Here is a 21425-nt window from a genome sequence, read left to right on the forward strand (position 1 = left end):
GGCCCCGGCCGCGCGGGCCCGGCATCCCTGAGCACGGGGAGTCACCCGTCGGGGGCCTCGGGAGTGCGCCTGCCGGAGGACTCCGTCGGGTCCTCGCCCGCGGCGAGGTGTTCGAGCAGTTCGGCGAGTTCGTTGCAGGCGTGCTGTACGGAGTGACGCATGGCGCGCTGTTCCGTGACGAGCGCGGACAGCAGGAGAGCCGTCAGCGCGACGGCTCCATTGAAGGCCTGGAGCTTGGTCATGACCTCGATGTCGGACAGGTCGAGGAAGGAGCCCCGCAGCTCGTTCGCCGCGTAGGTGCTGAGCACGGACGCGAACAGCGCGCAGAGCATGCTTCCGGCGAGCTCGAAGCGGAGCGCCGCCCAGATCAGCAGCGGGAAGACGAGGAAGAGCATGCCGGGCGAGCTCAGTACGGCGAACGGCACGAGCAGCAGGGTCGCGATCCCCAGGCACCCGGCCTCCACCCAACGCCGAACGGGTATCCGCTGCGTCTCACGCCGGCGGGGCAGGAACGTGCCCCGGAACAGCACGAGCAGCAGCGGAGTCACGAGCAGGACGCCCATGGCGTCGCCCACCCACCAGGCCAGCCACACGGACAGGAAGTCCCCGACGTCCAGGGACCCCGTCCACACCTGGGGCGCGACGCCGGCCGTCGCGCTGATCAGCATGGCGCCGAGCCCGCCGAGGAAGACGAGGCTGGTTCCGTCGCGCAGCCGTGACACGTCGAGCCGGAATCCGACCGCTCGAAGCAGCAGGCAGGCGCAGAGCGGTCCCGCGGTGTTGCCCGCGACGGTGACGATCGTCGTGAGGTCGGGGGTGGTGAGAGAGGTGATCACGAGGAAGGAACCGAAGGCGATACCGGGCCAGACGGCCAGGCCGAACACCAGCAGGCAGGCCACGGCCACGCCGGTCGGCGGCCAGATCGGGGTGACCACCACGCCCTCGACACCTACCTGGCCGAGCAGGCCGAGTCGCCCTGCCACGTAATAGCAGACGGCCACGGCGAGTGCCTTGAGGGCCATCTCCATGACCGGCCTTAACCGCCGAGAAACCACCACTCAGCCATCAGACACCGGGCGGGGCTCCTCGGCCAGGCGAGGCGCTCCGCGCGTGTTCCGCGTGTGTACGGACTCCTCAGCCGGCCGGCGGGCGGCGCCCCGCGGCGTTGACGTCGTGGCCGACGACGAGGACGGCGGCGTCGTCCTCGTGACCCACCGAATCCGCCAGCTTCATCACACCCCCGACGAGTGTGTCGACCCCGAGACCGGCCGCGGCGGTCACCTCGGCGAGCCTTTGCACCTTGCGGAGACCGTCGTCGAGGTCGAGGTCCGGCCCCTCGACGACGCCGTCGGTGGGCAGGACGACCACGCCACCGGTGGTGAGCCGGTGGCAGGCGACGGGGAAGGTGGCGCCCGCCAGGACGCCGAGCGGCGGCCCGCCCTCCTCCTCGTCGATGCCGGACCGGCCGTCGGCGGTGGCCCAGATGTGCGGGATGTGACCGGCACGCGCGCTCTCCAGGGTGCCGGTGGCAGGGTCGAGCCGCAGGAAGGTGCACGTGACGAACAGGTCCCGGTCCAGAGACACCAGGAGGTCGTTGGTGCGGGCCAGCAGTTCCCCCGGATCTCCGGTGACGGAGGCCAGCGCGCGCAGCACGACGCGGACCTGTCCCATGTACGCGGCCGCCTGGATGTTGTGCCCCTGGACGTCGCCGATGGACAGGCCGATGCTCCCGTCGGCCATGGTGAAGGCGTCGTACCAGTCGCCGCCGACGTTGAGTCCGCGGTTGGCGGGCATGTAGCCCACGGCGAGGCGGACGCCCTCGGGGTGGGGCAGATCCAGAGGCAGCATGCCCCGTTGCAGCGCCACCGCCAGTTCGACCCGGGAGCGCTGCAGCTGCGCGAGCTCTTGCGCCCGAGCGGTGAGCGCGCCGAGCTTGGTCAGCAGCTGCTGACCGTCCTCGAGGGACTCGCTGCGGAACATCGTTCCCCCCGTTCCAGGAGATCCTTCCCCACTTTGCCCGCGGACCGCCCCGGTCGCACGTCCGCGTCCGCATCAGAATCACGTGACCCTAGATGATGTGACCCAGAACACACATTGGGCACGCATGATCACGGGTATGCGCACGCACGCTGCCTGGACAGATCCAGGGAGAACGACAGGAAACACCACACCCTGGGAGGTATCGATGTCCTCGAAGCGACGCCGTAAGAAGAAGGCCCGCCGCAAGAACGGCGCCAACCACGGCAGCCGTCCCCAGTCCTGACGACTGACGGCAGCAAGAGAGCGGGGTGGCAGAGCGATCTGCCGCCCCGCTCTCGCGTGTGCCGGTCCGCGTGATCGGCCACGCGCCCGGTCGGATACTGAACGCGCCCGCAGGGGCGTGCGTATCTCTGTGTGACGCACTGCTCGCTACGCGCTGTGAGGCGTGGAGGAGGACCGTAGAGATGTCGGAATCCGGCCAACCACCGCTGCACGCCCTGCCGGACGGTGAGGCGGAACTCGCCGTGGTGTTGCGGTTGACGTGGGAGGACGTCGCCGCGATCGGGCAGGAGGCGAGCAGGCTCGCCGAACGGGCGCAGCGGGCCGTGACGCTGGACGAGGCGGTGAGCCACCGGCTGCGTTCCCGTCCACCCGCCTCCCACGCGAAGCCGCCCCAGCCCAGTGCCGCGGCGCTGACGGTGTCCGTTCCGAACGGCCGCGCCCCGGGCGAGCAGGCCCGGCAGGCCATCGACAAGATCAATGGACGGGCGGGTCCCGAGACGGTGTGAGGTCGTCAGTGCGGGGCCGGTGCGAACTCGGTTCCGCACGGGCCGCCGCCGGTACTCTCCTCCGCGTCCACCGCCTGCCCGTCCATCGTGCGCAGGCCGTAGTAGCCGGCGATGCGCTCGGTGGACCGGCCGACGTAGTGGCAGATGAACGAGCGGCGGAAGCGGTCCGGGGTTCGGTTGGGTCCGGAGCCGTGGACCAGTGTGCCGTTGAAGAAGAGGACGTCGCCGGGCTCCATGTCGACGGGCTCGGGTACGAGGCCGGGGGGCGGCGGCACGTATTCGCGCGCGAAGGACACGCTCGCGTCCGCCTCCTCGGGGCAGAACAGGTCCATGAGGTGGGTGCCGGGGACCACTTCGAGCCCGCCGTTGTCCCGGTCGATGTGGTCGAGGGCGACCCAGGCGGCGATGCAGGTTCCGGGTTCGACCCGGAGATAGAAGTTGTCCTGGTGCAGGGCCTGACCGCGGGCGCCGGGCGGCTTGAAGTAGAACATGCTCTGCGCGGCCAACGGTTCCTCGCCGAAGAGGCCCGCGAGGATCCCCGCGAGGCGCGGGTCGAGCAGTCGGCGCCGCGCCAGGTCGTTGAAGCGGTGCGGCTGCATCACGCGAGGGTGGGAGAGGAGGGGATCGAGAACGGCGCCGGCCGGCTGCGGCTCGGGTTCGAAGTGGCCGGGCACGGGGCCTGCGGCCTGGACGCGCATGAACTCGTCGGTGAGTTCGCGTGTTTCGGCGGCGTCGAAGAGGGCGGGGGCGATCGCGTAGCCACGGGTGCGGAACTCTTCCTGGAAGGCCACTGAGTCGGGGGCGGTGAACTCGCGTCTCTGCACTGGGTGTTCCTCTCGGACGTCGGCTCTCTTGAGATCTCTTGAGCACGCGCGGACCGTGTGCTGGACTGCTGCGCACTCGTGGTCCGCGCGCCAAGCGGTCTGATCCGAAACTACGGCCGGGGGCGGTGGACACCGAATGACGGGCACCAGCGCGCACATGCCTGAAACTGCTGCGGACACACCTTCCCCGCCGGCGCAGTTGCTCGTCGCCTCGCGGTTCTCGCAGCCTGCCGACTACCGGGTGGCGCGCGCCGCGGGCGCCGCCAACTGGCTACTCATGTGGACCGCCGAGGGTCGCGGCCAGGTGCGGGGCAGCGGTCCCTGGATCGCGCAGCGGCCCGGGGACCTCGCCGTGCTCCCCGCCCGCCGCCGGCATGCCTACCGCACCGATCCCTCCGTACGTTCCTGGGGCGGCTGGTGGGTGCACTTCCAGCCGCGCGCGGCCTGGCCGGCCTGGCTGCGCGGGCACGGCCGGGACGGTGGGGTGTACTGCGTCGCGGGCGTGCCCGCAGCGGCGCGTGGCCGGGTCGACGCGGCCTTCCGGCGGCTGCACGCCGACGCCCGCTGGGCGGACGGGGAGGCGCCGCCGGGCCAGGATCCGGCGGGCATCGCGATCGCCTCCGCCGGGCCCGGCAGGGAACTGGCGCTCGGCGCGATCGAGGAGGTGCTGCTCCTGGCCACCGGATCCACCGCCGCCGCGGGCCGGGCGGCCGCGGCTCCGCACGATCCGCGCATGGGGCAGGCCGACGCGATCATCGCCGCGGACCCGGGCGGCGCGCACACGGTCCGCTCCCTCGCCCGCCAAGTCGGCCTGTCCCCCTCACGGTTCGCGCACCTGTACGCCGAGCAGAGCGGCCGTACGCCGATGCAGTCGGTGCGCGCCGCGCGCCTCGGCCACGCCCAGCAACTCCTGGACGCCACCGACCTGGACATCGGGCAGGTCGCACGGGCCTCGGGGTTCGCCAGCCCGTTCCACTTCAGCCGCGCCTTCCGGGAACACTTCGGGGTGCCGCCGAGTGTGTACCGGTCGGGCGTTTCGGAGGCACTGTCCGAGTGACAGCCTCTCCGTTCCGGCGCGCCACGGCGCCGGGCAACTTCCTTACGGTTCCGGCCTGTTCGCGTCTCACTGTGCGCGCACGCCGAACATCGCGCGTGCGGTGCCGAGCAGCACATCCGCGTGTCGCGCAGCGGCGCTCCAACTCCGGGTCCTGGGTGAGGGCTTGGACGAGCAGCTCGAAGCGGTGCCACGGGTCCGGTTCGTCGGCCGCCGAGGCCCGCCAGCGGGCGATCAACTTCTCGATGGACCACTCGAAGGCCGCACGAAAGAGGTCGTCGCGTGTGTCGAAGTGGTGCTGCAACGCACCGATGGACACCCCGGCGGCGCGGGCGACTGCAACCTCAACGTCACGTTTCGGCTGGGGCGAGTTGTGCCCGGTGGGCACCGGGCGGACACAGGTCGGGCACAGCGCCTACGATGTGCCGCCGTGCCCCGCACCCGATCGTGAAGGACCCGCATGGCGCCCCCGCCCCGAGGCTCCGCCGGCAAACGGCGCAAGCCGCGCACCTCGCCCGCCGCATGGCTGTCAGCGCGTGCGTCCGCCGGCTCGGAACGCACACGGGTCGCCCTGGCCGGCCGCCGCACCGGCGTGCTCGTCGCCGGTGGCGCGCTACTGGTGGCGGGCACGGTCGGCGGCGCCCTGCTGGCCACGGGCGGCGCCGAACCGGCCGCTCTGACCGCGCGCTATCAGGGCACGGCGACTACGCACGGCGCCTTCTCCGGCCGGTACGTGATCCACAACGCCGGCGGCTCCGCGACCTCCGACTGGAAGCTGTCCTTCAGACTGCCGAAGGGCTCGACCCTGTCGTCCCTGTCGGGCGCGCGCTACGTCGCGAAGGGCCGGCACGTGACCGCCGAGGCCCGCCTGGGTGCCGCCCCGCTCGCCGCCGGGAAGTCGCTCACCCTCGCCCTCAGGGTCCGCTCGACAGCCGGCGCGCGGCCCACGGACTGTTCCGTCGACGGCACCCCGTGCACCATCGGCGCGATACCCGCCCCGAACCCCGGCGACAGCACCTCGCCGTCACCGAAGCCCTCCCGCTCCGCGCCGAAGAAGCACACACCAAAGCCGAAGCCCACCGCCCCATCCGGGCCGGTCTCGTTCGCCCCGTACGTCGACACCTCCCTCTCCCCCGCCTTCGATCTACCCCGGGCCGCCCGCCGCACGGGCGTGAAGACCTACACCCTCGCCTTCGTGAAGCCCAAGGGTGACTGCACCCCGCAGTGGGGCAGGTCGACGCTCGACGGTGACCCGGTCGCCGCGAAGATCGGGGCACTGCGCTCGGCAGGCGGCGACGTACGTGTCTCCTTCGGCGGGCAGAGCGGCAACGAACTCGCCCGCGGCTGTACGTCGATGTCACGGCTCACCTCCGCGTACGAGCAGGTCATCGACCACTACAAGCTCACCAAGGTCGACTTCGACATCGAGGGCGACGCGCTGACCGACCGCACGAGCGTGGACCGGCGGAGCCGGGTCGTCGCGGCGCTGCAGCGCCAACACCCGGGCCTGGACGTGTCGTTCACACTCCCGGCGCTTCCCCGTGGCATCACCGCGGACGGCCTCTCCCTGCTGCGCAACGCCAAGAAGCACGGCGTCGACATCGGTTCCGTCAACGCCATGGCCATGAACTTCGGCTCCTCCCCCGCGCCGCACCCGCGCGGCCGGATGGGCCGGTACGCCATCGACACCGCCCGGTCCACGCACTCCCAGCTCAAGGGCATCATCGGCGGCTCGGACAGCTCGGTGTGGAAGCACGTCGCCGTCACCCCGATGATCGGTGTCAACGACATCGACGAAGAGGTCTTCACGCTCTCCGACGCCGCCGAGCTCGGTGCGTTCGCCCAGTCCAAGGGCATGGCCTGGGTCTCCCTGTGGTCGGCAGCCCGCGACCGCGCGTGCCCCGATGGGCCGGGCGGCCCCGCGGCGGCGACGTGCAGCGGTGTGCGCCAGTCGACCGACGCGTTCACGAAGGCCTTCTTGTCACACATGCGTTGACGTGGGACGACGCGCCAACCAACCCCGCACATTTGGTCGTTGCCGACCTCTTGACTCATCTCCGGGATTGGTCTTCATAATTGGCGTCACGAAATACGGGATGGTGTCCTACATTTTATGACGACCAATGAAGCGAACAACACGACAAAGCCCATGAGTTCCGCCCTCAAGCTGTTGCGTCTGCTCGACGTGGTGGGCGAGACCACCGACCCCGTGCGAGTGGCGGAGCTGGCCCGAGCCGTCGGTGCCACACGCTCCGAGGTGCACCGCCAGCTGGTCACGCTCGTGGCCGCGGGCTGGATGGAGCAGCTCCCCGACGGCGGCTACCAACTCACCGTGAAGGCCGCCCACTTGGGGAACGCGGCGTTGCAGCACGCCGGGTTCGGGGAGCGCGTCTCCCGGGTCCTCTCCGACCTCGCCGAGCGCCTCGGCCAGTCGGTGTGTCTCGCGGTCCTCGACGACGACGCGACCCGCGTGGTCAAGCGCGCGGAACCCGGCACCGCCGCCCATGTGACCCTCGCGCTGGGCCGCCGGATGTCGCTGCGGGGCGGCGCGACGGGGCGGGTGCTGATCGCGCACGCCGACGACGCGACACTGGCGGCGCTGCGCGAACGCGGAGTCCCGCTCCCGGACGACGAGGAACTCGTCGAGATCCGGGAGTCGGGCTACGCGCTCATCCCCGAGTACGCCGACGAGGGCCTCGCCGCCATCGCCTTCCCGCTCCTCGGCCGCACCGGCCGCCCGACCGTGACGCTCTGTGCGGTCGGCCCCGCGACCAGCTTCGACCCGCTGTCCGCCAAGGACGTGCTCGCGAACGGCGCCGCCGACCTGGCCCGGCTCACCGCGGGCCTCGGCGACGACCACACGTCCTGGTCCGCCTGACCCGCCCACCGCGCAGCCCCTTGCGTACCTCACAGGCAGGGCATCTCCTGCGTACCTCGCAGCCCCCCTCTGAAGGGAGTCACATGACCACCCGGAGCGAACTCCGGCCCCCCGAGGACCACCCCGAACCCGCCACGGCGTTCATGCGCCCCGAACGGCTCGCCACCCTCGCGCCGAGCAGGCTCAGCGCAAGCCGCTCGCTCATGCACCTGATGACACGGGAGCGGTGGACGGTCGACCTCGTCCGCTTCGACATCGACGAGCGCGCACGGGGCGAGGCGGTGTACCGCGTGCGCACGCCCACGGCCGTCTTCGACTTCATGGTGTTCTCCTTCGAGCCGAAGCTCGAGGGGCGCACCGGGCGCATCATCGGCACCGACTGGGACATGATGGGCGCGCTCGTCGAGGGCGAGACCGACGACGAGGACCTGCGGGCGACCCGCGAGGAGATGCCGAAGCTGTACGCGGGCCGTGCCACGCCCGGCAGTCTCGTGTGGTGCCGCTCGAATCGCAGCCTGCGCCTGTTCGACCACGTCATCGAGCACCTCGCGGCCGGCCGGCAGCCGCGCGTCGCGGAGCTGTGGCCCGTCGGCTATCTGATGCGCAACACGGGCCTGGACGGCAACGGAACCTTCGGCACCCGCTCCTACGGGGCCCTGGAGGACGACCATCCGCTGCGCCTGCCGTACCACGCGCAGATGCTCGCCGCGTATCTGATGCGGGAGTTCTCCGTGGACCTGGTCGAGCACCTCGCCCGCTGCCGCGACCCGCACGCCGCGCGACTCGACCCGGAGCTGCGGCGCTTCCTGGGGCTCGGCAACGGCTCCGCGCTGGGCCTCGTGTTCTTCGCGAACAACCATCCGGTGCTGCTCGACCGCTGGCTCACCCTGCGCCGCACGGCGGTGGCCGAGGCCCGCCGCATCCCGGTGGTGCCGGGGTCGGCGGAGGCGGACCGGGCCGCCGAACTCCTGGCGCGGGCGGTCGACTTCCACGACCAGGACCCGCTCACGTACCACGACTTCACGGCCTCTTCCGTGGTTGCGGACGGGCTGCGCGTCCTCGTCGAGCGCCTCGCGGGCGCCGGGCCCGACGCCGTCTTCGGTGATGTACTCGCCGGGCTTCCGGACGACCGGGTGTGCCAGGAGGCCGTCGAGGTGTTCGACGCCGTCCTGCTGGAACTGCGCCCGGAGCACACCGACGCGCTGCTGAGCCACCAGCCCGCGGACGAGACACTGCGCAGGCGTCCGCAGGAAACCGTCACGGAACTGCGGGACCTGCTCACCCGCGAGTACGCCTGGGCCCTCGCCCACGACCTCGACGACCCGGACCAACGGCACTTCCGCTGGTACAAGTCACGGGACGCCGAGGAGCCGCGCCGCGGCCCCGTCGAGGAGGTGCCCGGGGGCTTCGAGTGGGCCCTGGACCTGCCCGGTGACATTCAGCGGCTCGCCGCCGCCCTCGACGAGGTGCCCGGTGACACCCTCGTCGGCGAATTCCTCGCCGACCGTCCCGAGGAGCGCTGGACGGTGACCCGTGCGCAGGGCCTGGCGGGGCGCCACCACCACTCGCCGCACATGAACATGCTGGCGAAGAACTTCGTCCCGGTGCACATCGTGCGGCTGATGAACGCCGCGTTCCACGGCCTGGACAAGACCGTGGACGCGTTCGGCCGCAGCGTGCTCGGCCTCCTCTTCCACGGCGCGCCAACCCGCACGGACCTGGCCGAGGGGCGCGCCTTCGACTGGATCTACCCCCGCCGCCCCGAGGAGCGTGACTGATCGTGACCTCAACTCCCCCCTCCAGTAAGGGCACTTGTCAGGGCTCTTCAGCCGTCAATGTCTCGCTGCGCGAGTGCCTGCTGGTGACCGGTCGCGTGCTGCGCGCACTCGGTGTGCCGCGCGGCGCGGCCCCCGCGGCCCGCGACACGGCCGTCGTCGCGCAGGCCCTCGGCCTCGACGCGCTGCGCCGACTCCACGCGGACGCGGACACCGTCCGTGCGACGGCGGCACTGCGGAGCCACCGCCGCACGGACGGCCCCGACACCGTTGTCGACGCCCGCGGCCGCCACGCGCTGGCCGCCGCGCCCGACCTCCTCGACCTGGCGGTGGCACTGACCCACCGTCACGTGAAGGCCCGCATTACCGTGACCGACGCCGTACGCCCCGAACTGCTCGACGTACTGCCCGTGCAGGCGGCCGAGTTCGGCGTAGCGCTCACCGTCGGCGACGGCGCGGCGCCCGGCGAGCGGATCCTGGACTGCGCTCCGCTTCAACAAGCAACCCTGGCGCCCCCGTTGGACGGCGTACTGCGGCACGGTCTGGATGTACCTGCCGACTTGTGGTGGAGCCTTTTCCACCTCGGCAACGAGGCCCTGACCCCGGACTCGGACGTGTCACGGCAGCACACCGGACGCTCGGTGTTCGACGAGAGCGGCCGGATCGTCGGCGAGGTCGGCGAGGACTGGGCCGCCAAGCCGGCGGGCAGCGCCCCGGCCCCCATACTCAGCGACGGAAGGTGACGGCGTGCTCTACATCGACGGCCTCGAATGCAGCCTCTACGACCGCGAGGTCTTCCAGGAACTCCGCGCGGGCCAACTGGCCTGCGTTACACCGACGTTGGCGTTCTGGGAGAACGCCACGGAGACGATGGACGAGATCGGCCGCTGGCGCGACCTGGAGCGCGAGAACGCCGACCTGATCCGCATCGCGCGCACCGCCGACGACATCGAGCAGGCCCACCGCGACGGCCGCACCGCCATCCTCCTCGGCACCCAGAACTCCTCGCCGATCGAGGACCGCATCCGCTACCTCGAGCTGTTCCACGACATGGGCCTGCGGGTCATACAGCTCACGTACAACAACCAGAACGCCATCGGTGGTTCCTGCTACGAGCCCGAGGACAGCGGCCTGTCCCGGTTCGGCCGCGAGGTCGTCCAGGAGATGAACCGGCTGGGCATGGTCGTGGACCTGTCCCACGTCGGCGAGCGCACCGGCCTCGACGCCATCCGTGTCTCCGAGCGGCCCGTCGCCGTGACCCACGCCAACCCTCGCTCCCTGTACGACCATCCGCGCAACAAGGGAGACGAACTGCTCAAGGCGCTCGCGGCGGGCGGCGGCATGCTCGGCCTCGCCACGTACCGCAACATCAGCGGGCCGTGGGCAGGCAGCCGCGAGGAGTGGTGCGACATGGTCCGCCGCACCGTCGACCTGATCGGCATCGACCACGTCGGCATCGGCACCGACCTGAGCCGCAAGAGCGGCGAGCCGGAACTCCAGTGGATGCGCAAGGGCCGCTGGACGCGCACCGAGCAGCGCGGCGCCTCCCTCTCCGGCACCCAGACCAAGGCCCCGCCGATCACCTGGATGGAATCCACCGCCGACTTCCCGGCCCTGGCCCAGTGCCTGTCCGAGCACGCCGGGTTCGACGAGGACGAGGTCGCCAAGATCATGGGCGGGAACTGGCTGCGCTTCTACCGCCAGGTCCTCAAGCCGGCCTGACCCCCACCGTGCGATCCCCCGCGCCGGGGCGTGGCCCCGCCCTGCCCCGGCGCCCGCACCACCCATGCCAACGCACCAACGCACCACATGCACCACCCGCACCACCGCAAGGAGACAGCCCCCACTCCTCCCGGTCCCGAAGGGCGGTCACCGTGACCCCACAGACCTCCACCCCATCCCTCCAACTCACCGGCGCCACACGCGAAGTGGCGGCCCGGCTCGACCGGCTACCGGTCACCCGCGTCCAACGCGGCATCCTCCTCAAGGGCGGACTGAGCACCACCTTCGACGGCATGGACAACGGGATCGTCTCGTTCCTGCTGCCCATCGTGGGCGGAGTGTTCGCGCTCTCCGGCCTGGAACAGGGCCTGCTCGGCAGCTCGTCCCTCATCGGCGCCGTGATCGGCGCGCTGCTCGTCGGCGTCATCGGCGACCGCACCGGCCGGCGCAATCTCCTCGTCTGGTCGATGACCTGCTACAGCGCGGCGATGATCCTCGGCGCGTTCTCCCCCGACGCCTTCGTGCTCGTCGCCACCCGCATCGTCGGCGGCATCGCCATCGGCATCAACGCCAATATCGTGATGCCGTACCTCGCGGAGTTCTCGCCGCCGTCCCGGCGCGGTCACTTCGTCGGCTCGCTCGCCGGGTTCTTCGCGTTCGGCTATGTGCTGGCCGCGCTGATCGGCTTCTTCATCATCCAGGCCTTCGACGGCGGCTGGCGCGTCGCGCAGATCGTCGTCGGCCTTCCGATCATCCTCGCCGTGTTCTGGCGGCGCAGTCTGCCCGAGTCACCGCGCTATCTCGTCTCGCGCGGGCGGGTCGACGAGGCGATGGCCGAGGTGGAGCGCCTGGAGGACAAGGTCCGCAAGGCCACCGGCGCGCCGTTGCCCGAGCCCGCGCCCGTGCCCACAGGCCCGGCCGCCACGGCTCCGGCCGTGGACCAACCGCGCGGACTGCGAAGGTTCCTGGCGCTGTGGCGTCCGCCGCTGCTGCGACAGACCGGACTCCTCTGGGTGCTCTGGTTCTGCTTCAGCTTCGTCTACTACGGCTTCCTCGTCTTTCTGCCGACGCTCCTCGTCGACCGGGGCTTCTCCATCAGCGAGAGCTTCGGCTACTCCATCCTCATCGAGGTCGCCCAGGTCGTCGGCTATTACCCGGCAGCCGTGCTGTCCGAGCGCCTCGACCGCAAGTGGAGCATCGTCATCTTCCTGCTGGCGGGCGCGCTGGCCGCGCTCGGTGCCGCGACGACCCACAGCGACGCGGTGGTGATCGTCTGCAGCGTGGCGCTCGCGTTCTTCCTCAACGGCGCGTACGCGCCCCTGTACACGTACACGCCCGAGGTCTACCCCACGTGGATCCGCGGCACGGGCGTCGGCGCGTCCGCCGTCTTCAGCCGGGTGGGCGCGGCCCTGGCCCCGATCATCCTCGGCGCCGCCTACGCCTCGCTCACATTCGTCGGCGTGTTCCTGCTGCTGTGCGCCGTGATCGTGGTCGCGGTGGTGGCGGTCGCCGTGTTCGGTACGTCGACGCGGGACCGGAGCCTGGAAGACATCACCGCCTGACGGGGCGTTCAGGCCCGGTGCGCCGCGATCAGCTTTCGGTACCAGTGGTAGCTGTCCTTGGGCGTGCGCTCCTGGGTGTCGTAGTCGACGCGGACGACACCGAACCGCTTCGCGTACCCGAGGGCCCACTCGAAGTTGTCGAGCAGCGACCATACGTAGTAGCCGCGTACGTCGACGCCCGCGTCCATCGCCGCGCGCAGCGCCGTGAGGTGGCTGTGCAGGTAGGCGACGCGGTCGGTGTCGTGCACGGCGCCGTCGGCGGCCGGTTCGTCGTGTTCGGCGGTGCCGTTCTCGGTGATGTGGATCGGCGGGAGGGCGTCGCCGTACCGGTCCTTGAGTGTGGTGAGCAGGTCGGTGAAGGTCTCGGGGACGACGGGCCAGCCCATCGCCGTGCGCCGTACGTCGGGGTAGGGGCGCTCCTCGTACCGGTTGTCGGTGGCGACACGGTGCGCCGGGTCCGGCTCGCGGTGTGCGGCGTCGGCGACCACGATCGGCCGGTAGTAGTTGACACCGAGGAAGTCGATTGGCTGGCCGATGAGTTGGAGGTCGCCTTCGCGGCGGAAGTCCTGCGCCGCGATCAGTTCGCCCCAGGTGTCGGCCTCGGTCGTCGGGTAGCGGCCGGCGAGGATCGGTTCCGTCCAGACGAGGTTGTGCTGGGTGTCGGCGCGGACGACGGCCGCGCGGTCCGCGGGGGTGTCCATGGCCGGGACGTTTCGGTCGAGGTTGAGGGTGATGCCCGCCTCGCGTACGCCTGCTGCCCGTAGCGCCTTCATCGCCAGGCCGTGGCCGACGAGCAGGTGGTGTGCTGCCGCAAGCGCGCCGGTTCCCTCCTGCGCTCCGGGCGCGTGGCGGCCCACCGAGTAGCCGAGGAAGGCGCTGCACCAGGGCTCGTTGAGGGTGATCCAGCGCGGGACACGGTCGGCGAGGTGCTCGGCGACGATCGCCGCGTACTCGCCGAACCGTTCGGCGGTTTCGCGCACCCGCCAGCCACCGCGCTCCTCCAGGGCCTGCGGGAGGTCCCAGTGGTAGAGCGTGGCGGCCGGCTCGATGCCCGCCTCCAGCAGCTCGTCGACGAGCCGCGAGTAGAAGTCGAGGCCCTTCTGGTTCACCGGGCCCTCCCCCGTCGGCTGGATGCGCGGCCAGGCGAGGGAGAAGCGGTACGAGTCGACTCCGAGGTCGCGTAGCAGTGCCACGTCCTCGGGGTAGCGGTGGTAGTGGTCGCAGGCCACGTCTCCGGTGTCGCCCTCGTGGGTGCGGCCGGGAGTGTGGCTGTAGGTGTCCCAGATGGAGGGGCCGCGGCCGTCCTCCTTGGCGGCGCCCTCGATCTGGTACGAGGCGGTGGCCGCGCCGAAGACGAAGCCGTCGGGGAATACGGGCAAGTGGTTCATGTGCAGCCTTACTTGATGGATCCGCCGGTGATTCCGGCCGCGATGTACTTCTGGGCGAGGACGAGCAGGACGGCGGCCGGGATCGCCGACAGGACGGACGCGGCCATGACCGAGCCCCAGTCGCCGACGTGTGCGCCGATGTACTGGTAGATGCCCAGGGTCACCGGCTTGACGTCGTCCGTCGTGTTCAGGGTGAGCGCGAACATGAAGTCGCTCCACGCGTACAGGAAGGAGAAGAGGCCCGCCGTGATCAGGGAGTTGCGGCTCATCGGCAGGACGACCTGGAGGAAGGTGCGCAACTTGCCGGCACCGTCGGCCTCCGCCGCCTCGATGACCTCCTTCGGGATCGCCACCATGAAGGAGCGCATGAGGACGATGGCGAAGGGGATGCCGAGCGAGGCGTCGGCGAGCATCAGGCCGAAGTAGGAGTTGACCAGGCCCAGATCGACGTACGCGCTGTAGAGGGCGTTGGCGATGACGATGCCCGGCACCATCTGCGTGATGAGGGTGCCGAAGACGATGGTGCGGCTGCCGCGGAGGCGGAACTGGGCGAGCCCGTACGCGGCGGGCGCGGCGATCGCCAGGCAGATGACGACGGCGCCGAGCGCGACGGCGAGCGAGGTGAGCAGGTGGCCGCCCTGCTCGGTGATCGCGGAGGTGAAGCCGGAGAGGTCCAATTCGCCGGGGATGGGCGAGACTTCGAGGAGCCCCGACTCCGGCTGCAGCGCCGTGTTCATCATCCAGTACAGCGGGAACAGCATCACGCCGAGGATGACGATCCCTGCGACGGTGGCGCCCCAGCGGCGCCCGGTCGTGGTGGTGGCGTTCGCCATGCCGGTCACTTCCCCTCGGAGCGGTTGGCCCGCAGGTAGAACACCGCGAAGACGGCGGAGATCAGGATGAGGACGTTGCCGACCACGGCGCCCGCGCCGAAGTCGAGCTGGACGAAGGAGTTCTGGTACGTGAGGGTGCCGAGCGTCTGGGTGGCGTCGGCAGGGCCGCCGTCGGTGAGCGCGAGGATCAGGTCGAGGATCTTGACCGTCGACATGAAGCCCAGGACGAGCACGACCGTGATGACGGGCTTGAGCAGCGGCAGCGTGATCGAGCGGAAGGTGCGCCAGGCGGACGCGCCGTCCAGGGACGAGGCCTCGTACAACTCCTTCGGGATCTCCTGGAGTCCGCCGTAGAGGATCACCATGTTGAACGGGATGCCGATCCAGATGTTCACCATGATGACGGAGAACAGGGCCATGCCGGGGCTGGTCAGCCACGGGGTGTGCCCGCCCAACCCCAGTACGTCGGCGAAGGAGTTGAGGACACCCGTGTCCTGGTCGAGAATCCGGCGCCACACGATGCCCGAGACGACCATGGGGACGAGCCACGGCAGCAGGATCAGCGAGCGCAGGAACCCGTTCAGCGGGAACCGCTTGGTGAAGAAGACGGCGAGCGCGAGCCCGATGCCGAACTGGCCGATCAGCGAGCCGATCGTGAAGACGATGGTGTGCCACAACGCCTTGCCGAAGAGGTCGTCGTGGAAGACCTTGGTCCAGTTGTCGGCGCCGCTGAAGGGGGACTTGCCGTCGAAGAACGTGGACGGCGAGAAGTCCTGGAAGCTCATCACGACGTTGCGGACGAGCGGGTAGCCGAAGAACAGCAGCATGAAGACGACGGCGGGGGCGATGAACCCCCACTGGCTCAGCCTGCGACGGCGTCGCGCGCGCGCCGGGTCGGTCTTCTTCTGAACTGCCGTGCGCTGGACGGCAGGTGCGGTGGCCGTGGTGGTCGACATGGTGTGAGTACCCCCTCAGTTCCCGCTCGTGGCGCGGGACTGCGCCCGCTTCAGCGCGGCCTCGCTGGACTGCCCGGTGAGCGCCGACTGGAAGGCGCTCTGCAGGGCCAGCGACACGGACGACCAGCGCGCTCCGACCTTCGCGGTGCGGGAGCGGGCGGTGGCCACCTGGTCGGCGAGCGCGTCGAGTTCGGGCACTTCCTTGCGCCAGGTCGCGGCGGCCTTCTCGTTGGCGGGGACCATCCAGCTGTTGCGGGCGTAGGTGATCTGCTCGCGCTCGGACGACATACAGCGGATGATCTTCGCCGCGGTCTTCTGGCGCCCGGTGTCCTCGGTCTTCGGGACGGTGAGGACGGCGCCGCCGAGCGGGCCGACGGACTCGTCGCCGCTGCTTGGAACCGGGATCCGGGCGATGCCCCAATGCAGGTTCTTCTTGGTGTTCAGCGTCTCCACCTGCCACGGGCCGTTGATCATCATCGCGGCATTGCCGGCCATGAACTGGTCGTTGACGTCGGCCTGCGTCCAGTTGACGGTCGACCTCGACAGCGAGCCGTCCTTGATGAGGCCCTTCCAGTAGTCGAGGGCCTCCGCGACCTTCGGTGTGTCGAGGTCCGTCTCGTCGCCGCCGTTGGACCACATGAACGGCGCGAACTGGAAGACACCGTCCTCCGCTCCGCCCGCGCTCAGCGCGATGCCGTACTGGTTGCCCCCGGTGAGTCTCTTCGCGGTCGCCCGCATCTCGTCCCAGGTGGTGGGTACGTCGAGGCCGGCCTTCTTCAGGATGTCCTTGTTGTAGAAGAGGGCGAGGGTGTTCACCGTGCGTGCGGCCCCGTAGTACGTCCCCTCGTACGAGCCGAAGTCGACGATGCCCTTCGGGATGTCCTTCGTGGACAGGCCGAGCGAGCGCAGGTCGACGAGGCCGCCCGCGTCCGCGAACGTCGGCATCTCGGAGGCGTCGAACTGGATGACGTCCGGAAGGGACTTCGACGACGCCATGCGCAGCGACTTCTGCATGACCTGCGCGGCGGGCACGCTCTGCTGCTCGATGGTGAGACCCAGCTTTGTGCTGCAACGCTTCAGCGTGGCGGCGTCCCAGCCGTGGTACGAGGCGTCGGTCGAGGAGTTGAGGACGGTGAACACACCGGGGTCGCGCCCCGCGCCGCAGCCGGTGAGCGCCGCGCAGGCGACGAGTGCGGAACAGGCGGTGAGTGCCGCGGTGGTGCCTCGGCCGCGGCGGCCGCGCCGAGGGCGCGGCCCGTCCGGTGGAAGTGCTGCTGTCACGGTGGATACCCAAGCCTTGGAGGTATGGCCGGCCCCGACGGAACTCCCGTGTCCCGGCGAGGTGTTCACATCACGCGGTACGACTCCGGCCCGCGCCGCACACGCAGAGCGCGTTTTTGTTTTCCGCCATGACTAATACGTCATCAAGCGCTTCGACACCAGACCTTGGGGCCGACTTCATCACCCGTACACAGCCTGCTACGCCCCGTTGCAATCGAATCGAAGCGCTTCGACGAATACTCGTCTCGACCTCTTGATCTTTCGATGCGCGTGAGCTCAAATGCCGTGTAGAGGCGCCTTGCTCCCGCACATTGCCCACCCCGAGGAAGATGATGAAGTTCACCGACGGCTTCTGGCTGATGCGCGACGGGGTCGAGGCCTCGTACGCCACCGAGGTCCGTGACCTGCGCGTCGACGCCGACCGGTTCACCGCGTACGCGGCGACCCAGCGGATCGAGCGGCGCGGCGACACCCTCAACTCCCCCTTGCTGACCGTCGATTGCCTCACCCCCGCCGAGGGCGTCATCGGGGTCCGCGTCACCCACCACGCGGGAAAGCGGCGCACGGGGCCGGACTTCCGGCTGCCCGGCGAGGACGCCGGCACGGGTACGGTGCGCCGCGACGGCACACGGATCGAGCTGTCCAGCGGGCCGCTGGCCGTGTCCCTCGACGAGGCCGCGCCCTGGCAGTTGTCCTTCCGTGACGCCGACGGCCGCGAGGTCACCTCGTCCGACCGCAAGGGCACCGCCTTCTTCCGGACGGGCGAGGGCGCGCACCACATGTCCGCGCAGCTGTCGCTCGGCGTCGGTGAGCAGGTCTACGGCCTCGGCGAGCGCTTCACCCCGTTCGTCAGGAACGGCCAGGTCGTCGACATGTGGCAGGCCGACGGCGGCACCAGCAGTGAACAGGCGTACAAGAACGTCCCGTTCAGCCTGCACGTCTCCCCCGCGGGCGCCTACGGCGTGTTCGTCGCGCACCCCGGCCGGGTGAGTTACGAGATCGGCTCGGAGTCGGTCGGCGCGATGCAGTTCAGCGTCGAGGACCAGTCGCTGGAGTACTACGTCGTCGCGGGACCCACCCCGAAGGACGTGCTGCGCCGCTACACCGCGCTCACCGGCCGTCCGGCGCTGCCGCCCGCGTGGTCCTTCGGCCTGTGGCTGACGACGTCGTTCACCACGCAGTACGACGAGGAGACCGTCACGTCGTTCGTCGACGGGATGGCAGAGCGCGACATCCCGCTGAGCGTCTTCCACTTCGACTGCTTCTGGATGCGCGAGTACCAGTGGTCGGACTTCGAGTGGGACCCCGCGGTCTTCCCCGACCCTGAGGGCATGCTGGCCCGCCTCAAGGAGCGCGGTCTTCGCATCTCCGTGTGGATCAACCCGTACATCGCCCAGAAGTCCGCCCTGTTCGAGGAGGCCGCGACACACGGCTATTTGGTGAAGCGGGCCAACGGCGACATCTGGCAGTGGGACCTGTGGCAGGCGGGCATGGCACTCGTGGACTTCACGAACCCCGAGGCCTGCGCCTGGTTCCGTACGAAGCTCAAGGTGCTGCTCGACCAGGGTGTCGACTGCTTCAAGACGGACTTCGGCGAGCGCATCCCCACGGATGTCGTCTGGCACGACGGCTCCGACCCGGAGCGCATGCACAACTACTACACGCACCTGTACAACCAGGTCGTCTTCGACCTCCTGGAGAAGGAGCGCGGCCGCGGCGAGTCCGTCCTCTTCGCCCGCTCGGCGACCGCGGGCGGACAGCAGTTCCCGGTGCACTGGGGTGGCGACTGCTGGTCCTCGTTCGGGGCGATGGCGGAGTCGCTGCGCGGCGGCCTGTCCCTCTCCCTGTCCGGCTTCGGCTTCTGGTCCCACGACATCGGCGGCTTCGAGGGCACCCCCGACGCGGCGGTCTTCAAACGCTGGCTGGCCTTCGGTCTGCTGTCCTCCCACAGCCGCCTGCACGGCTCGTCCTCGTACCGGGTGCCGTGGGAGTTCGGCGACGAAGCGGTCGACGTGGCAGGGAAGTTCACCCGCCTCAAACACCGCCTGATGCCGTATCTGTACGGCGCCGCGGCCGAGGCGCACACGACGGGCGTACCGCTGATGCGCCCCATGCTGCTCGACTTCCCCGACGACCCCACCGCGCGCGCCCTCGACCGCCAGTACATGCTCGGCCCCGACCTCCTGGTGGCGCCGGTGTTCTCCGCGGACGGCGACGTCGAGTTCTACGTCCCCGAGGGCACGTGGACCCATCTCCTCACCGGCGAGCGGGTCGAGGGCCCGGCCTGGCGCCGCGAACGGCACGGCTTCGACAGCCTGCCGCTGTACGTACGCCCGGGTGCGGTCCTCCCGATGGGCGCGGACACTTCACGCCCGGACGGCGACTGGCTCACCGGCCTCACACTGCTCGTCACGCCCGACGCGGAGGATGTGACGGTGACGGTGCCCGATCTGCACGGCGGCGTGGCCGCGACGTATCGGGTGGTGCGGGACGGTGCGAACGGGGTGGCGGCCGTCGTGGAGGGTGACGGCGAAGTGACGCTTCAGGAACTCTGACCCCGCGCGGCCAGTCGGTCGAGGCGGGCGCGGTGGGTTACGAAACGTGCCCGATGTCATCCGCCGCCTCCGCCCCTTGGTCAACACGGCCACGTTAACAGTGCAGTTGGACGGCAAGGCCGTTCCCGAAGCACTGCCGTCAGTGCAGCGCCAGGAACGGTGCCGAGGCCAGCAGGAACGCGACCATCGCGTACTTCAGGCGGCGGGCCGGGAGGGCGTGTGCGATGCGCCAGCCGATGAGCACGCCGGCCAGCTCCGGGATGCCCACCAGGGCCGCGAGCCGCCAGTCGACGGATCTGTGTGCCACATACGCCACGGTGCCCACGCTCGCGATCACGATCGACTGGGCCTGGGCGGCGGCCAGCGACGACAGGACCGGCAGTCCGGCCACCACGAGCAGGGGCACGCTCAGCATGGGGCCGCCGAGCCCGAAGAGGCCCGCCACGACCGAGACGACGACACCGATCAGGACCGTGCGGCCCAGCGGGATGTGGGCGGCCTCGGCGCCGTCCGTGGCGCGCCGGTCGCGCACCCACACCAGGATGCCGGTGACGACGACCGCGCAGGCCAGGAGGATTCCGAAGCCGCGGCCCGCGACCAGGGTGTTGCACAGCACGCCCAGCGGCGCTCCCACCAGGGCGGCGCCGGCGAGCGCGGCGGCGCAACGCCGGGTTCCCGGGTCGCGGAGCTGTCCCGATCTGGCGTACGCCGCCGTGCCGAGCAGGCCCGTGGCGACGTGGGTGACGATCGCGGTGCCCGCCACGCCCGCGGGCGTGAGGCCCGAGAACAGGAACAGGCCGATGGTGGGCAGCACTCCGCCGGGTCCGATGGCGGTGATCCCGATGCCGCCGAGCAGCCCGGCCACCGCCAGGAGGACGAGGTGTGTCGTGTCCAGGGTCATGTGCGCTCCTGCCCGTACTGCCGGTCGCTTGGTCGTTCGCCTCGCACGTACAACTCCTTCAGTCCCTCGGCAGGACGGCCCGTAGGGCGAACCGGTCCGCGCGCACCCGCAGTGACTCGGCGTCGACAGGGCGGCCGTCCGCGAGCCGGGTCAGCCGGTCGATGGTGAAGAGCGCGGAGCCCTCCGCCACGTCCAGCAGCCGCGCGGTGTCCGGGTCCGCGGTGACGGCGTGCACGGTCACCTCGGCGCTGCCGAGCCGCGTGCCACTGGTCTCCTCGATGAGCGCGAAGAGGTCGCGTCCCGCCAGGTGGCGGTCGAGCAGCGGGCGGCCGATGTCGGGGGCGAGCCAGGTCGAGTCCAGGGAGAGCGGCTCCGCGTCGAGAGATCTCAGGCGTTCGATGTAGACCGCCTCGGAGCGCTCCGGGAGGCCGAGGCGCTGGGTGATCGCGGGCGGGGCGTGCGACACGACGCGTGCCTCGCGCACCTCGTTGCTGACCGTGCCGTACGCGGTCAACTCCTCGGCGAGGCCGACCAGCCGGGCGAGTCCGTGCTCCGCCTTGTGACCGGTCACGAGCGTGCCGATGCCGCGCCGGCGGGTCACGACACCGTCGTCCCGCAGCATGTTCAGCGCCTCGCGCACGGCGTTGCGGGTGGCTCCGAGGGACAGGCCGAGGGCGCGCTCGTCCGGCAGCACACCGTCGTACGCGCCGTCGACGATGCGCTGGCGGAGCACATCGGCGACGCGGCGTGCCCGGTCGGCCCGCGATCCGTCACGGTCTTCCATGCCCGTCCCTTCTCCGTGGTGCATGTGACGGCAGACCGTACGCCCCTTCATATTTCGCGGGTGTTACGCCACCCCCTCCGACCTGCACAAACGCCTGACCTGCGACGGAGCGGCAGCCATCGGCCGCAACGCCGGTCACCGGCG

At 70.6% G+C, this 21425-nt stretch carries 20 protein-coding genes; 10 read left to right on the top strand and 10 right to left on the bottom strand.

Annotation, left to right across the window (positions count from 1 at the left end; all coding sequences use genetic code 11):
- Positions 1-41: 41 nt before the first annotated feature.
- Positions 42-1022, bottom strand: coding sequence for an MASE1 domain-containing protein (locus tag ABT004_RS06450; RefSeq protein ID WP_351331858.1), 981 nt, complete (start codon positions 1020-1022; stop codon positions 42-44).
- A 112-nt stretch (positions 1023-1134) separates the two neighbouring features.
- Complete coding sequence (locus ABT004_RS06455; RefSeq protein ID WP_351331860.1) at positions 1135-1980, bottom strand: PP2C family protein-serine/threonine phosphatase; 846 nt, start codon at positions 1978-1980, stop codon at positions 1135-1137.
- A 205-nt stretch (positions 1981-2185) separates the two neighbouring features.
- Between ABT004_RS06455 and ABT004_RS36365 the strand changes: the two genes are divergently transcribed.
- Positions 2186-2263 carry a 50S ribosomal protein bL37 gene (locus ABT004_RS36365; RefSeq protein ID WP_370443954.1) on the top strand — a complete coding sequence of 26 codons (78 nt, stop codon included), beginning with the start codon at positions 2186-2188 and terminating at the stop codon, positions 2261-2263.
- 181 nt (positions 2264-2444) lie between these two features.
- A complete protein-coding gene (locus ABT004_RS06460) occupies positions 2445-2768 on the top strand; it encodes a hypothetical protein (protein WP_351331862.1) in 324 nt (107 codons plus the stop codon).
- A gap of 5 nt (positions 2769-2773) precedes the next feature.
- On the opposite strand, the gene ABT004_RS06465 is transcribed toward ABT004_RS06460, so the two are convergent.
- Positions 2774-3592 (bottom strand): phytanoyl-CoA dioxygenase family protein, encoded by an 819-nt coding sequence (locus ABT004_RS06465; RefSeq protein ID WP_451187661.1) that lies wholly within the window; start codon positions 3590-3592, stop codon positions 2774-2776.
- Between the two features lie 157 nt (positions 3593-3749).
- Here ABT004_RS06465 and ABT004_RS06470 point away from each other — a divergent pair, with 157 nt between their 5' ends.
- Positions 3750-4649, top strand: a complete 900-nt coding sequence (locus ABT004_RS06470; RefSeq protein WP_351331864.1) for a helix-turn-helix domain-containing protein — start codon at positions 3750-3752, stop codon at positions 4647-4649.
- On the opposite strand, the gene ABT004_RS06475 is transcribed toward ABT004_RS06470, so the two are convergent.
- Positions 4570-5034, bottom strand: coding sequence for a TetR/AcrR family transcriptional regulator (locus tag ABT004_RS06475; protein ID WP_351331866.1), 465 nt, complete (start codon positions 5032-5034; stop codon positions 4570-4572). The genes ABT004_RS06470 and ABT004_RS06475 overlap by 80 nt on opposite strands.
- A gap of 72 nt (positions 5035-5106) precedes the next feature.
- On the opposite strand from ABT004_RS06475, the gene ABT004_RS06480 reads away from it, so the two are divergent.
- From ABT004_RS06480 to ABT004_RS06505, 6 genes are all read left to right on the top strand, one after another.
- Positions 5107-6642, top strand: a complete 1536-nt coding sequence (locus ABT004_RS06480; RefSeq protein WP_351331868.1) for a glycoside hydrolase family 18 protein — start codon at positions 5107-5109, stop codon at positions 6640-6642.
- A gap of 153 nt (positions 6643-6795) precedes the next feature.
- Complete coding sequence (locus tag ABT004_RS06485) at positions 6796-7524, top strand: IclR family transcriptional regulator (RefSeq protein ID WP_351331870.1); 729 nt, start codon at positions 6796-6798, stop codon at positions 7522-7524.
- Between the two features lie 83 nt (positions 7525-7607).
- Positions 7608-9302, top strand: coding sequence for a hypothetical protein (locus tag ABT004_RS06490; RefSeq protein ID WP_351331872.1), 1695 nt, complete (start codon positions 7608-7610; stop codon positions 9300-9302).
- Positions 9303-9304: 2 nt separating this feature from the next.
- Complete coding sequence (locus ABT004_RS06495; RefSeq protein WP_351331874.1) at positions 9305-10042, top strand: hypothetical protein; 738 nt, start codon at positions 9305-9307, stop codon at positions 10040-10042.
- A 4-nt stretch (positions 10043-10046) separates the two neighbouring features.
- Positions 10047-11021 carry a dipeptidase gene (locus ABT004_RS06500; RefSeq protein ID WP_351331876.1) on the top strand — a complete coding sequence of 325 codons (975 nt, stop codon included), beginning with the start codon at positions 10047-10049 and terminating at the stop codon, positions 11019-11021.
- 152 nt (positions 11022-11173) lie between these two features.
- Positions 11174-12583 carry an MFS transporter gene (locus ABT004_RS06505; protein ID WP_351331877.1) on the top strand — a complete coding sequence of 470 codons (1410 nt, stop codon included), beginning with the start codon at positions 11174-11176 and terminating at the stop codon, positions 12581-12583.
- A gap of 8 nt (positions 12584-12591) precedes the next feature.
- Here ABT004_RS06505 and ABT004_RS06510 read toward each other — a convergent pair whose 3' ends face one another.
- The 4 genes from ABT004_RS06510 to ABT004_RS06525 are packed head-to-tail and all read right to left on the bottom strand — an operon-like array spanning position 12592 to position 17041.
- Positions 12592-13971 (bottom strand): GH1 family beta-glucosidase, encoded by a 1380-nt coding sequence (locus tag ABT004_RS06510; protein WP_351331879.1) that lies wholly within the window; start codon positions 13969-13971, stop codon positions 12592-12594.
- Positions 13972-13979: 8 nt separating this feature from the next.
- Positions 13980-14804, bottom strand: a complete 825-nt coding sequence (locus ABT004_RS06515) for a carbohydrate ABC transporter permease (protein ID WP_351331881.1) — start codon at positions 14802-14804, stop codon at positions 13980-13982.
- Between the two features lie 5 nt (positions 14805-14809).
- Positions 14810-15760: a carbohydrate ABC transporter permease gene (locus ABT004_RS06520; RefSeq protein ID WP_351331883.1), complete on the bottom strand. Its 951-nt coding sequence runs from the start codon at positions 15758-15760 to the stop codon at positions 14810-14812.
- A gap of 15 nt (positions 15761-15775) precedes the next feature.
- Positions 15776-17041 (bottom strand): ABC transporter substrate-binding protein, encoded by a 1266-nt coding sequence (locus tag ABT004_RS06525; protein ID WP_351331884.1) that lies wholly within the window; start codon positions 17039-17041, stop codon positions 15776-15778.
- Between the two features lie 332 nt (positions 17042-17373).
- Here ABT004_RS06525 and yicI point away from each other — a divergent pair, with 332 nt between their 5' ends.
- Positions 17374-19596: an alpha-xylosidase gene (gene yicI / locus ABT004_RS06530; protein ID WP_351332004.1), complete on the top strand. Its 2223-nt coding sequence runs from the start codon at positions 17374-17376 to the stop codon at positions 19594-19596.
- A gap of 139 nt (positions 19597-19735) precedes the next feature.
- On the opposite strand, the gene ABT004_RS06535 is transcribed toward yicI, so the two are convergent.
- Both ABT004_RS06535 and ABT004_RS06540 read right to left on the bottom strand, forming a co-directional pair.
- Positions 19736-20497, bottom strand: coding sequence for a sulfite exporter TauE/SafE family protein (locus ABT004_RS06535; RefSeq protein ID WP_351331885.1), 762 nt, complete (start codon positions 20495-20497; stop codon positions 19736-19738).
- A gap of 58 nt (positions 20498-20555) precedes the next feature.
- Complete coding sequence (locus ABT004_RS06540; RefSeq protein ID WP_351331886.1) at positions 20556-21281, bottom strand: GntR family transcriptional regulator; 726 nt, start codon at positions 21279-21281, stop codon at positions 20556-20558.
- Positions 21282-21425 lie beyond the last annotated feature (144 nt).

Source organism: Streptomyces sp. NPDC002790, from assembly GCF_040295505.1.
GTDB lineage: Bacteria > Actinomycetota > Actinomycetes > Streptomycetales > Streptomycetaceae > Streptomyces.

Bases quoted from the DNA above. Each gene is read 5' to 3' on its own strand.
- ABT004_RS06455 (WP_351331860.1), bottom strand. From the start codon at position 1,980: ATGTTCCGCAGCGAGTCCCTCGAGGACGGTCAGCAGCTGCTGACCAAG.
- ABT004_RS06515 (WP_351331881.1), bottom strand. From the start codon at position 14,804: ATGGCGAACGCCACCACCACGACCGGGCGCCGCTGGGGCGCCACCGTC.
- ABT004_RS06535 (WP_351331885.1), bottom strand. From the start codon at position 20,497: ATGACCCTGGACACGACACACCTCGTCCTCCTGGCGGTGGCCGGGCTG.
- yicI (WP_351332004.1), top strand. From the start codon at position 17,374: ATGAAGTTCACCGACGGCTTCTGGCTGATGCGCGACGGGGTCGAGGCC.
- ABT004_RS06510 (WP_351331879.1), bottom strand. From the start codon at position 13,971: ATGAACCACTTGCCCGTATTCCCCGACGGCTTCGTCTTCGGCGCGGCC.
- ABT004_RS36365 (WP_370443954.1), top strand. From the start codon at position 2,186: ATGTCCTCGAAGCGACGCCGTAAGAAGAAGGCCCGCCGCAAGAACGGC.
- ABT004_RS06450 (WP_351331858.1), bottom strand. From the start codon at position 1,022: ATGGCCCTCAAGGCACTCGCCGTGGCCGTCTGCTATTACGTGGCAGGG.
- ABT004_RS06460 (WP_351331862.1), top strand. From the start codon at position 2,445: ATGTCGGAATCCGGCCAACCACCGCTGCACGCCCTGCCGGACGGTGAG.
- ABT004_RS06520 (WP_351331883.1), bottom strand. From the start codon at position 15,760: ATGTCGACCACCACGGCCACCGCACCTGCCGTCCAGCGCACGGCAGTT.
- ABT004_RS06540 (WP_351331886.1), bottom strand. From the start codon at position 21,281: ATGGAAGACCGTGACGGATCGCGGGCCGACCGGGCACGCCGCGTCGCC.
- ABT004_RS06490 (WP_351331872.1), top strand. From the start codon at position 7,608: ATGACCACCCGGAGCGAACTCCGGCCCCCCGAGGACCACCCCGAACCC.
- ABT004_RS06485 (WP_351331870.1), top strand. From the start codon at position 6,796: ATGAGTTCCGCCCTCAAGCTGTTGCGTCTGCTCGACGTGGTGGGCGAG.
- ABT004_RS06470 (WP_351331864.1), top strand. From the start codon at position 3,750: ATGCCTGAAACTGCTGCGGACACACCTTCCCCGCCGGCGCAGTTGCTC.
- ABT004_RS06480 (WP_351331868.1), top strand. From the start codon at position 5,107: ATGGCGCCCCCGCCCCGAGGCTCCGCCGGCAAACGGCGCAAGCCGCGC.